Source organism: uncultured Bacteroides sp. (assembly GCF_902491285.1).
Lineage (GTDB): Bacteria > Bacteroidota > Bacteroidia > Bacteroidales > Bacteroidaceae > Bacteroides.
Genome location: NZ_CABUHK010000001.1, coordinates 148,733 through 160,823, shown reverse-complemented (window position 1 = coordinate 160,823; position 12,091 = coordinate 148,733). Strand labels below are relative to the sequence as shown.

At 42.7% G+C, this 12,091-nt stretch carries 9 protein-coding genes; 6 read left to right on the top strand and 3 right to left on the bottom strand.

What is annotated here, in order from left to right; genetic code table 11:
• Positions 1 to 64: 64 nt before the first annotated feature.
• The 6 genes from RDN93_RS00475 to RDN93_RS00450 all read left to right on the top strand — a co-directional run bounded on the left by RDN93_RS00475 (position 65) and on the right by RDN93_RS00450 (position 5,123).
• Positions 65 to 481, top strand: coding sequence for a hypothetical protein (locus tag RDN93_RS00475; protein WP_308743825.1), 417 nt, complete (start codon positions 65 to 67; stop codon positions 479 to 481).
• 105 nt (positions 482 to 586) lie between these two features.
• A complete protein-coding gene (locus RDN93_RS00470) occupies positions 587 to 994 on the top strand; it encodes a hypothetical protein (protein WP_308743824.1) in 408 nt (135 codons plus the stop codon).
• A gap of 3 nt (positions 995 to 997) precedes the next feature.
• Complete coding sequence (locus tag RDN93_RS00465) at positions 998 to 2,302, top strand: DUF3440 domain-containing protein (protein ID WP_308743823.1); 1,305 nt, start codon at positions 998 to 1,000, stop codon at positions 2,300 to 2,302.
• Complete coding sequence (locus tag RDN93_RS00460; protein WP_308743822.1) at positions 2,299 to 2,841, top strand: ParB/RepB/Spo0J family partition protein; 543 nt, start codon at positions 2,299 to 2,301, stop codon at positions 2,839 to 2,841. Before RDN93_RS00465 ends, RDN93_RS00460 begins: the two co-directional genes overlap by 4 nt.
• A 187-nt stretch (positions 2,842 to 3,028) precedes the next feature.
• Positions 3,029 to 3,958: an SDR family oxidoreductase gene (locus RDN93_RS00455; RefSeq protein WP_308743821.1), complete on the top strand. Its 930-nt coding sequence runs from the start codon at positions 3,029 to 3,031 to the stop codon at positions 3,956 to 3,958.
• 31 nt (positions 3,959 to 3,989) lie between these two features.
• Positions 3,990 to 5,123, top strand: coding sequence for a hybrid sensor histidine kinase/response regulator (locus RDN93_RS00450; protein ID WP_308743820.1), 1,134 nt, complete (start codon positions 3,990 to 3,992; stop codon positions 5,121 to 5,123).
• 157 nt (positions 5,124 to 5,280) lie between these two features.
• Here RDN93_RS00450 and RDN93_RS00445 read toward each other — a convergent pair whose 3' ends face one another.
• From RDN93_RS00445 to RDN93_RS00435, 3 genes are read right to left on the bottom strand one after another with little or no spacing between them, the layout of a single operon-like run.
• Positions 5,281 to 8,148: a PD-(D/E)XK nuclease family protein gene (locus RDN93_RS00445; RefSeq protein WP_308743819.1), complete on the bottom strand. Its 2,868-nt coding sequence runs from the start codon at positions 8,146 to 8,148 to the stop codon at positions 5,281 to 5,283.
• A gap of 34 nt (positions 8,149 to 8,182) precedes the next feature.
• Positions 8,183 to 11,353, bottom strand: coding sequence for a UvrD-helicase domain-containing protein (locus tag RDN93_RS00440; RefSeq protein WP_308743818.1), 3,171 nt, complete (start codon positions 11,351 to 11,353; stop codon positions 8,183 to 8,185).
• 19 nt (positions 11,354 to 11,372) lie between these two features.
• Entirely contained in the window at positions 11,373 to 11,984 is a 612-nt protein-coding gene (locus RDN93_RS00435) for an RNA polymerase sigma-70 factor (protein ID WP_308743817.1), read from the bottom strand.
• Between the last annotated feature and the right edge of the window lie 107 nt (positions 11,985 to 12,091).

Below are 12,091 nucleotides of genomic sequence, written 5' to 3'. Positions count from 1 at the left end.
TATATGGCATTTTAAATGGCTATCCGGAAGCAGTGCCAGAGTATTCATGTATAACTAAAAAATTATGGAATTAAAAGGAACAGAAGCAATAAAGGAACGTTTACAACATAAGCGTGAACAATACATGCACCAGAAAGAGAAGTCGGAACAAATGAAGTGTACAATGCAAAAGACGGAAGAGGAAATAGAACAATTGGAATATATACTTAATGAGATGGAGCATATAGAAGATACGAACCGTGCGCCACAAATTATTCCCAATGATAAAGTAGGGGAGACTTTTGCACACCTCTGCCAGATATTTGATTATCTACAGCATCGTTATAAACTGTTTTTTAAGTATAGGCTGGCATGTGAAGTGGTGTGTGCACGTTATAAATTCCGGAGTCGGTCGCACATTCCCGGACGTGAATATCTCAGTTCTGCTACCGTGCTGACTTACTTTAAACGTGAAAGAGGAATGGTGAATGCCAGACATTAATAATATTAAATATAAAGATAATAATATGAAAAACAAATGTTTTAGGAACAGAAATGACTGAATTGATATTTTTTCCTTATTTTTGTATGTCCATTTTTGAATGATATGATACAGATAATACAATTAAAAGGAAAAGACAAACACTTGTATCGGCTCTTGGCACCGATGGTTATGGATCCTGAAGTCATACGCGCCAATAATAATTACCCTTTCAAAACAAGCGAGGAGTATGTGTGGTTTATTGCACTGAAAGATAAAGAGGTGGTAGGTTTCATTCCGGTAGAGCAAAAAAACCGGAAGAAGGCTGTAATCAATAATTATTATGTGAATGCAGAAGATGCTGAACGGGAGGAAATTCTGTCGCATCTGTTACCTGCCATCATTAAGGAGTTCGCCCCCGAGAACTGGCTGCTTAATTCTGTCACATTGATACAAGACAAAGAAATATTCGAGAAGTTTGAATTTATATCCATGGATAAAAAGTGGACAAGATATGTTAAAATGTATAGATGATATATGGGGAAAAAGAAGATAACAGGAACAAAAAATGTATATGAACTGGCACAAGAACGACTAAAGGTTATATTTAACGAGTTTGATAATATCTATGTATCTTTTTCCGGTGGCAAGGACAGCGGGGTACTGTTGAACATGTGTATAGACTATATCCGGAAGAATAATTTGAAAATACGTCTCGGAGTCTTTCATATGGATTACGAGATTCAATATAAGATGACCATTGATTATGTAGACCGGATTCTGGAAGTTAATAAGGATATTTTGGATGTGTACCGGGTGTGTGTGCCTTTCCGCGTGTCTACGTGTACATCTATGTATCAATCATTCTGGCGCCCCTGGGAAGACAGTAAGAAGAATATATGGGTGCGCTCCATGCCCAAGAAGGCAATGACCAAGGACGACTTTCCATTTTATAACACAACGATGTGGGATTATGAGTTCCAGATGCGTTTTGCGCAATGGATACATAATAAAAATGACGCAGTGCGGACTTGCTGCCTGATCGGAATCCGCACGCAGGAAAGTTTCAACCGGTGGCGGTGTATCTACATGAGCCGCAAATTCCAGATGTATCATAAGTACAAGTGGACATCGAAAGTGGGGAACGACATTTATAATGCCTATCCTATCTTCGACTGGAAAACGACGGATGTATGGACTGCCAACGGAAAGTTCCAGTGGGATTATAATACGTTGTATGACCTTTATTATCGTGCGGGTGTCAACCTGGAACGGCAGCGTGTGGCAAGTCCCTTTATCAATGAAGCGCAGGAGAGTCTCCAGCTCTATCGGGTGCTCGATCCCAATACATGGGGCAAGATGATAGGGCGGGTGAACGGTGTCAACTTTACCGGAATGTATGGCGGTACTCATGCCATGGGGTGGCAATCGGTGAAACTGCCCGAAGGATATACGTGGCGTGAGTTTATGTACTTCCTGCTGTCCACTTTGCCGGAGCGGGCACGGAAGAATTATCTTCGGAAGTTGTCGGTGAGCGTAAACTTCTGGCGGACGAAGGGGGGCTGCCTGAGTGAGGCCACTATCAAGAAACTGATTGATGCCAAAGTGCCGATTATCGTCATGGACAACAGCAATTATAAAACGCTGAAGAAACCGGTACGTATGGAATATCAGGATGATATTGATATACCGGAGTTTAGGGAGATACCTACATACAAGCGGATGTGCATCTGTATCATCAAGAACGACCATGCCTGCAAGTATATGGGATTCTCGCCGACGAAGGAAGAGATGAGTAAGAGAAGTCAAATTATGGAACAATATAGAATCATAGTGTCATGAGTGTAGATAAAAGCCCTGTTTACGATGTAAAAGCGGTACCCGTAGAGAAGGTATATGCAAACGATTATAATCCGAATGTCGTAGCACCGCCCGAAATGAAGTTGCTGGAACTTTCTATCTGGGAAGATGGCTTTACGATGCCATGCGTGTGTTATTATAATAAAGAAGAAGATAACTATATCCTGGTGGACGGTTATCACCGCTATACGGTGCTGAAGACTTCGAAGCGTATTTATAACCGGGAGAACGGACTGCTTCCGATTGTAGTGATAGATAAAGACTTGTCGAACCGTATGAGTTCGACGATACGGCACAACCGTGCCCGTGGGATGCATAACATTGAATTAATGTGCAACATCGTAGCGGAACTCGACAAAGCGGGTATGTCCGACCAGTGGATTATGAAAAATATCGGTATGGACCGTGACGAATTGTTACGTCTGAAACAAATTTCCGGTTTGGCGGATCTCTTTGCCAACCGGGAGTTCAGTATTCCTGACGAGATTGCGCCTACTGAAACAGAACGTAAGGTGTTATAACCTAATTGTTTTTATAGTACCGGACTCCGCCACTTTGTCATTTAGACATAGACCATACAAGGTATAGCGTTTTTTTCGAAAATATCCTTTCCGAAAATTGTATATATAAAGCAAATCGGTTACATTTGTGACCATAAACAAAACGGAGGGACAGGGTCTCTTTAGTAAACAATAGAAAAAACGCATAATGAAAAGAATACTGGTAAGTGGGGGAGCCGGATTTATAGGCTCGCATCTTTGTACACGGCTTATAAATGACGGACACGAAGTGATATGCCTCGATAATTTTTTTACGGGATCGAAAGATAACATTGCTCATTTAATGAATAATCATCATTTTGAGGTAGTAAGACATGATGTCACTTACCCTTATTCTGCTGAGGTGGATGAGATATACAATTTGGCTTGTCCTGCATCTCCCATTCATTATCAGCACGACCCTATCCAGACGGCAAAAACATCTGTGATGGGGGCTATTAATATGTTGGGATTAGCTATGAGGCTGAATGCCAAAATATTACAGGCTTCAACAAGTGAAGTGTACGGAGATCCCATTATTCATCCGCAACCGGAAAGTTATTGGGGAAACGTGAATCCGGTGGGCTACCGTTCTTGTTATGATGAGGGAAAACGCTGTGCGGAAACCTTGTTTATGGATTATCACCGTCAGAATGATGTGCGTGTGAAGATTATCCGTATCTTTAATACGTATGGTGCGCGAATGTTGCCGAATGACGGACGTGTGGTTTCCAATTTTGTTCTGCAAGCATTGAATAATGAAGATATTACCATATATGGTGACGGCAAACAGACACGCAGTTTTCAGTATATTGATGATTTGATTGAGGGGATGATACGGATGATGGATACGGAAGATGATTTCACCGGACCTGTGAATTTGGGGAACCCGAATGAATTTCCGGTGCTTGATCTGGCAAAAAGGATAATCAGCCTGACCGGTTCGTCTTCGAAAATTGTATTCAAGCCTTTGCCGGACGATGACCCGAAACAACGTCAGCCGGACATTACGCTGGCTAAGGAGAAACTTAATTGGGAGCCTGCTATTGAATTGGAAGATGGATTGAAGCGTATGATTGAGTATTTTAAAAAAGTTTGATGTGTAAAAAAACTATTATAACGCGATTATTATGAATATGGAAATAAATCCTTCTGAATATAAAGTGCTCATTGTGGATGATGTAATCTCAAACGTGCTTTTGCTGAAGGTACTTTTGACCAATGAGAAATTCAATATTGTGACAGCCGGCAATGGTACACAAGCATTGGAACAGGTAAAGAAGGAAAAACCGGATCTTGTACTACTAGACGTCATGATGCCCGATATCAGTGGATTTGAAGTGGCACAGCAGATGAAGGCAGATCCGGAAATGGCTGAAATTCCGATTATTTTCCTGACGGCACTAAATAGCACCGCGGATATCGTGAAAGGATTTCAGGTAGGTGGAAATGACTTTATATCGAAGCCGTTCAACAAGGAGGAACTGATAATCCGTGTGACGCATCAGATTTCTCTGGTTGCGGCAAAACGAATCATCGTGGCGCAGACGGAAGAGTTGCGTAAGACAATCATGGGACGTGACAAACTCTATTCTGTGATTGCGCATGACTTGCGCTCACCGATGGGCTCTATCAAGATGGTGCTGAATATGCTGATTCTGAATTTGCCGAGTGATACTATCGGTGACGAGATGTATGAAATGCTGACGATGGCGAATCAGACGACTGAAGATGTGTTCTCATTGCTTGATAATTTGCTGAAATGGACGAAGAGCCAGATTGGCAAGTTGAAGGTGGTTTATCAGGATATTAATATGGCGGAGGTCGTAGAGGGGGTAAGTGAAATCTTCACGATGGTGGCCAGCTTGAAGAATATCAAGATTGTACAGGATGTGCCTGTGACGAGTGTGGCTGTGCGCGCTGATATCGACATGATTAAGACGGTGATCCGTAACTTGATCAGTAATGCTATCAAGTTCAGCAATGAAGGAACGGAAGTTGTGGTGTCATTGGCTGAGGAAGATGGTATGGCAATTGTTAGTGTGAAAGACAGCGGTTGTGGTATTGATGAAGAAAATCAGAAGAAGTTGTTGCATACGGATACTCATTTCAGTACTTTCGGTACGAATAATGAGGAAGGTTCGGGACTCGGACTGTTGCTGTGCCAGGACTTTGTTGTCAAGAATGGCGGTAAACTTTGGTTTACTTCGAAGAAGGGGGAAGGGTCTACATTTAGCTTCTCTATTCCGTTGCTCGAAAAATAATAGTTTCAACGTATTTCTCTGTTGAGAGATGATGCTTTAAGACTTCTTTATATATTATAATTCAAGCACAGATTACACGAATTACACGGTTTATAAGATAATTGGAAAAACCGTGAAATACGTGTAATCCGTGCCCAAATTATATTCTGAAAATAATCTATCGTTTACAGATTGCCTTAAAGTCGCAGTACGAACATTTCTTTATATCTTCCGTTTGCGTAAAAGCTTCTTTCTCATCGAAAATCTCTTCTAATAGTGCTTGCAGGCGTTCGCGGAATTCGTCTTCAAAGAAAGCGAAATTATTTACCGGCATTTTAGGCTTGCGGGGTTCTCCCATTTCAATAACGGGCGAATAACTTTCCGATGCTGCGCGGTGGATATAGAGTAGGGCCGGAGCTACCATCAGCGATTGTTTCCGGCTCATAATGGCAGCATAGAGAAATGTCTGGAAGATATAATTCGGGCGTGTTTCCGAAGGGGTAAACAACTGCTCTATATTGGCTGGTGTTTTGGGGCTTCCGCCGGTTTTGTAATCAACGATTCTTAAAGTTCCTTCCTTAGCGTCCATGCGGTCTATCGTTCCACCCAAACGGAGAGTGAACGGGCCTTGTCCGGTGCGGATAGTTATTTCTTCTGAAACTTTCTCTTCCATGGCGATCATTTCAAAAGGAGTATATTGAAGGTCATTGCGCAGCAACTGTTTCAGATAAGAGAGAATGACTTTGGAGTTGATGAGTTGCACGCCATTGTATTCGGGTTTTTCTTCAGGAGCTACCTTGAATAATTCTTTCTTGAATGCCCGGTCAACATAGCTTTGCAGTTTGACCTCATCACGGAGTAAGCGTTCCAAGTCTTCTTTTTGTATCATATTTCCGTTGGCTGTCAGCTCGGTATAAGCCAGTTGGGCAGAGAGATGGAAAATCGTTCCAAACAGGGCGGAGTCAATTTCCGCACTGACTTCATCCGGAGTTTTCAGTCCTGCCACATACCGGTAGTAAAACCTCAGCCGACAGTCGAGGTATGCGTTAAGGGCAGAGGGGGAAAGAATCACAGATTTGGGGTTGGTACTATCGTAAGCACGGTAGATTCGTCTTAGTACTTCCGGTGTCTTCTCGATTTGTATTTCTTGGTTGTTTTGAGGAGATTGTCCGGCTTCCAGATATTCACGAGTGATTTCATGAGGGCCTTCTACTAATAGTTGCAGCATGAAGCGGGATTCTTCTCCACGATTCAGTCCGTCTGAAGAGGTGTTGTAGAGTAGGGTGATGTTTTCTGCCCGTTGTATCAGACGGTAGAAGTAGTAGGCGTACACCGCATTTTTGTGTTCGATGGTCGTCATGCCGAAAGCCTTTCGGAGATTGTATGGGATAAATGAAGATTCTCCACCGGATTTTGGCAATTGTCCTTCGTTGAGGGACAGCATCATGAGATTGCGGAAGTCGAGGTTACGTGTTTCCAATACTCCCATCACTTGCATTCCGATGGCGGGTTCACCATGGAAAGGGATATTGGAGGCAGTCAGAACTTTGCTAATCAGTCTTTTTAATGTGTCGGTGCGAACGTTCAGTTCTCCACTCTCAATCAGGCTATAGAGACGGTTGATTTTAAGATGACTCTGGAACAGGGACTCTCTGTAAAGTTGATTGAAAATATCGTTATATTCTCCTTCTTTGCGGTATAGGATGGAGATATCTTTGATTAGTCCGATAAGGTAGTCGCATAAATTTTTAATACCGCTGCGGGGAGTGAAGAGATTGGCCAGGAAATCATCTGATTTTAGTTCCGAAGGGAGCGGATAAAAGCGGTTTGTCTTTGTCAGTTCGCCTTCCAGTTTATCGGCATGCTCTGACAATTGTTGGGTGTAGGGATGCTTCAATATAGCTGATACTGCTTCGTAAGTGAACCGCCCGGTATCAGTACGATATCCATTGGTCTGCAACTCCATTGCTGCGTTGATAAAGCTGTAAACGGGAGTTTGCGCCAAAGGGAATCCCATGGTGATATTGACGTTCTTCACTTCTTGCGGAATAGAATGGAGTACGGGAAGCAACAGTGCTTCGTTGCAGAGTACTACGGCATTTTCTTTTTCTTCACATTCACTGTTAGAGAAGGTGGTACGTACCCATTCGGGAAGGAAGCGCGCCTGCGCATTTTCGGTAGATGCGGAGATGTAGTGTATCTTCTTCGGTGTTTTGAAAGAGTTGAAATAACTTTCCGGAAGCTCGTTCGGGAAATCCTTCAGATTGCGGTTGAGAAATTCTCCGGCTTCATGTTTCTTGATTTGTCGGGTATAGAATATATCATAATCCCAGTAGAACATGGCTTTATCCGCTTCTTGCAGCAGTTTGAAGAATTGGTGTTCCACTTTATTCAGTACATTAAAACCGATGAATATATATTTGTCATACTTGAGCCGGTCAGTATCGAGCTGCTCGATGACATTCCGGTAGAGCATACCTTCGTAGGCAATGCCTAGCTCTGTCAACTTCTCCTGATAGCGGTGATAGATAGAGCCTAACTTGTCCCAAAGGGAAATAAATTTCTCTTTAAGTTCCGTTCGGCGTTCGATAGAGAAATTCTGGAAAAATTGTTGAATTGCTTCTTCCTGTTCTTCGTCGAGGAAGTCATAGTCATCCATCAGCTTCTTCAAGTCTTGCAGATTGCTGAATAGTTTGTCTGCATCCACCATATTTTTATCTACATCATCGAAGTCGCTGATAAGCAACTCTCCCCAAAAGTAGAAATCATCCAGTGCTTCCTGGCTTTGTGTTTCTTCCTTGAACACTTTGTAAAGTTCACAAACCAATCGAATCGGGTCACCGGTTTTCAGTGCGGACTGTTTCTGAAACAGGTCGCTGATACTCATTGCAGCGGGCGACCAAATAGGCTGGTCGGATTCTCCTGCCAGATATTCATTGAAAAACAGATTGGCACGTTTGTTCGGGAAAACGAGTACCGTGCGCGACAGGTCGTTTCCTATTTTAGAATATAAATCGTGAGCGACTAGTTGGAGAAATGTTTGCATATTGATTTTTTATATGGTCAGTTTCTAGGTTGCTTTATACTTTTTCTATTTTTTCTTCATCTACATACCACAAATATCCGGTGATATTCTTATATCTCATTTTGGTGAGCAGTTGCATATATCCTTTCACCTGCTTGTTATATTTGGGATTCTCTTTACCGAACTTGAAATCGACTACAACTACCTGGTCGCCTTTCATCATCACACGGTCAGGACGGCGGGTTTGTAATACTCCTTTTTCCTTATAGATAATGGCACATTCATTGAACAGTGTCCATTCTCCTGAATACCAGTCTTGTATTTCGGGAGATGAAAAGGCTTTCTGCACCACTTCACGTGCCGTTTCTTCTTTTTCTTCGTTTCTGATTACTCCTTCAAATATAAGCCGGTCAATGGCAGGTTCAATATCTTCTGCCGTTTCGATGACGGAGAATAAGGTATGCAACATACGTCCGCGATTAATAAAACGGTCATCGGATTCTTCTTCCTCAATTCCTTGGATAAAGTCCGCGGAGCGGTTGGACTGACGGAATTCAATATCATGGCGCATGGACTCCATTTGAACAGGTAGCTTTTCCGGTTTCTGAGTGAGTTTATTGGTAGAGGTCTTTGCTTTCTCTTCTTCCGAAGGGCAAAGTTTACCTTGCTCATAACAGTCTTCTTCCCAATCAATCCCCTCTTTGAGGGCTACAACGGGGAGTGCGTTTGCCAGTACTTCCGACATTGTACCTTTTTGGGCCTTTTTGCTCCAGATGATAAGATTCTTTCCTGCCCGGGTGAAAGCGACGTACAGCAAATTTAAGTTGTCTACCCATAGTTGCAAGCGTTCGTGCAGATAGTCGTTTCCATATATGGATTCCGCCATCTGCGTGGAGTAGTTGATAGGAAGAATATCCAAAGCGTTGAAGGGAGCTGTCTGAGGAGCACACCATACTAATTGGTTATTCGTTTCATTCTCTAATTTCCAGTCGCAGAAAGGAAGAAGCACTGTGTGGAATTCCAATCCTTTGGATTTGTGTATGGAGAAGATTCGGATACCTTCTACCTCTCCGCTTGGAATCGTTTTGCTGCATAATGTTTCATCCCAATAACGGATGAATGCGTCAAGCTCGGAAGAATTGTTTTGCAGGTAATCCGTTACTGCATCAAAAAAGGCAAACAGGTAAGCATCCTGGGCCTTGATATTCTTCATTTCGAAGATGCTGAAAAGCTCCTCTAACAACTCATAGAGCGGCATCAGTCTCAGTTCTTTTATCCTTTCAAGGAATGCGGCAGGGAGATAATTCTCGGCAGGAAGAAGCAGGAGGGTATTCCAGTCCAGCCCTTTCTGTAAAACTTCGTTCTGATAGGCAACTGCCAGTTGGGCACGGGCTATCTTATTGTTTTCGTCCGAGAGATAGCGCAAAGCATCCATCATCATACAAATAGCCAGGGAAGCGTTCAGGCGGAATGCTTCGTCCGATACTATTTTGTAATGTAGCTCTTTATCGAAATAATCGGCGATGCGGGGAATACTTTTGTTCTTTCGTACAAGGATGGCTATATCATTTAACTGTACACCGTTGGCAAGCAGGTGTTTTACTTCTGTCCCTAAACTGATTAGAGTCTGTTCGGTATAGTCGTGTTCTTCGTCAGGTTCGAGAAAAGAGACTTTTACATATCCCTTTTCTGTGCTTCGGGGAGATTCCTGTACAACATCTGCATAGGCTTTTTGTAAGTCTTCACAATCTTTGCCGAGCTGCTGTTTGTAGACTCCGTTCAGATAGTCGGCAGCGGCAGTGAAGATATGGTTGTTGAACCGGATGATATTGGTTTCACTGCGTCTGTTGGTAGCCAATGTCTTGACACGGATAGGGAAGTGTTCGATACGGTCGTTCAAAGCATTGAGGATTCCCCAATCACCGTTTCTCCAACGGTAAATGGATTGCTTTACGTCTCCGACAATCAAACTGTTTGCCCCTTGGGATAATCCTTCCAGTAAAAGCAGCTTGAAGTTACCCCATTGCATCCGGCTGGTGTCCTGGAACTCGTCTATCATGACATTGCGGATATTCGTCCCTATTTTTTCGAATACAAAAGAAGAATCACCGTCTTTCACTAATTGGTGGAGCAGCGCATTGGTGTCTGACAGTAGGAACCGGTTGTTGTCATAGTTCAACTGGCGTACTTCTTCGTCAATATTGGCGAGAAGTTGTACTTTGTTGAGATGTTGCAGGGACAGTCGGCAACTGTTCAGCAGCAGATTGTTTTTTGAACGTAACTTTTCGGCATCTTCCAAAATCTGCATGAGACTGGAACTTGCCAAGTTAATGATATCCGCATGGCGGGGGGAAGTCTTGGCTGCCCAGTTCTTGGCATCTTCCAGACATTTCTCTACTGTGGCATTACGTATATCGTTACCTAAAATCCCATTGTTGAGTTTACGGAAGTAGCTGCCGATTCCTCGTGAGCCACCTTTTAGGTCATCGGCAGTCAATGCGTGTCCGTCCAGTTCTCCTTCGAATTGGTCGTAGAAGCCTTTCATTTGTTCCAAAACCTCAGTCTCCAGGGCTTTCAGGTGTTTACGGTATTCTTTGATAGTATCCGGATTGCGCAGTCGCTCCCGAAGTTTTTCCCCTTTTTCAATGTAGCCTTCATCAAAGATATTGCGTCCGAAACTCTTGACCTCATCCGATACATTCCAACGCTTATCATCGGCAATCCGTTCGTTGATATAGTCTAACAACCAGGCGAGGACGGGAGAAGTAGGCCCCAACTTTTCAATCATGCTGTCTACTGCGTCACTAAGTACTTCGGTGTTGTTCAGTTCTATATTCAGGTTCGGGCTGAGTTCCAGTTCCCGTGCCAGATTACGCATGACGGATTGGAAGAATGAGTCGATGGTCTCTACCCGGAAACGGCTGTAGTCATGTAACATATAGCTGAGGGCAACACCGGCTGCTTCACGTATTTCCTGTTCTGTTTTACCGGTCTCTTCCTTGATACGGTTGAGATAGGCTTCTGAATCCTTATCACTCGTCTGGATACCATAAAGTTGGCTGAGAATGCGTTCTTTCATCTCTGCCGTGGCTTTATTTGTGAAAGTTACAGCCAGAATCTGCCGATAAGCACGCGGATTAAGAATAAGTAACTTAATATATTCTACAGCCAGAGTAAATGTCTTTCCTGAACCTGCAGAGGCTTTATAAACAAGGAGTTCGCTCATTATTTAATAATTGGATGAATTAATAAAACTTTTTCAGAAAATCAGCTCCGAAACAAAGTATGAATAGAGGCAGATAGTCTTTTAAGGCTACTCGCAGTAACTTCAAAGCCTGTCCGATTCTGTAATTGACCGTTTGGGGGGAAACCTTGAGCCTTTCGGCTATTTCCTTATGAGTCAACCGTTGGTTACGGTTCATTTCATATGCTTCCCGGTATTCTTTAGGAAGTTGTTTTAACGCTTCTTCGTAAAGTCGCAAGAGTTCATTTTCTAAATAGAAATCCGGATTACTGAATTCGCCTTCGTATTTTTCTACTATTTCCTGATGTACTTTCCGCTTAATCTCAAAATGGGAGATACGGTTCAGGGCTTTGTTCTTGACTATCGTAAAAAGAAGGGTTTTCAATGTCAGTTCCGGCATGAGGCTGGAACGGTTTTCCCATAACCACATCATTGTTTCCTGCACAATCTCTTCAATCTCTTCCTGCTCGGCAACATACTGTGAACAGAAGGCACATAATCGCCGAAAATAATGACGGTAAACTGCGTCAAATACTTTTTCTTCGCCTGCTTTCAGGGCGTTGATGACAGATTTATTATTGTTAATATCTAGAAATATTGGAGATTGTGACATTCTCTTATAATTTTGTAAGACAAAAATAATGAAAGAAGTAGAGAAAAGAAATAAAAACAGGAGAAAAATATTTTTTTCTTTTTGAGTTTAGTATATTTGTGCTGCCG

Excerpts from the sequence above, each read along its gene's own strand:
- RDN93_RS00475 (WP_308743825.1), top strand. The coding sequence starts at position 65 with ATGGAATTAAAAGGAACAGAAGCAATAAAGGAACGTTTACAACATAAG.
- RDN93_RS00470 (WP_308743824.1), top strand. The coding sequence starts at position 587 with ATGATACAGATAATACAATTAAAAGGAAAAGACAAACACTTGTATCGG.
- RDN93_RS00465 (WP_308743823.1), top strand. The coding sequence starts at position 998 with ATGGGGAAAAAGAAGATAACAGGAACAAAAAATGTATATGAACTGGCA.
- RDN93_RS00460 (WP_308743822.1), top strand. The coding sequence starts at position 2,299 with ATGAGTGTAGATAAAAGCCCTGTTTACGATGTAAAAGCGGTACCCGTA.
- RDN93_RS00455 (WP_308743821.1), top strand. The coding sequence starts at position 3,029 with ATGAAAAGAATACTGGTAAGTGGGGGAGCCGGATTTATAGGCTCGCAT.
- RDN93_RS00450 (WP_308743820.1), top strand. The coding sequence starts at position 3,990 with ATGAATATGGAAATAAATCCTTCTGAATATAAAGTGCTCATTGTGGAT.
- RDN93_RS00445 (WP_308743819.1), bottom strand. The coding sequence starts at position 8,148 with ATGCAAACATTTCTCCAACTAGTCGCTCACGATTTATATTCTAAAATA.
- RDN93_RS00440 (WP_308743818.1), bottom strand. The coding sequence starts at position 11,353 with ATGAGCGAACTCCTTGTTTATAAAGCCTCTGCAGGTTCAGGAAAGACA.
- RDN93_RS00435 (WP_308743817.1), bottom strand. The coding sequence starts at position 11,984 with ATGTCACAATCTCCAATATTTCTAGATATTAACAATAATAAATCTGTC.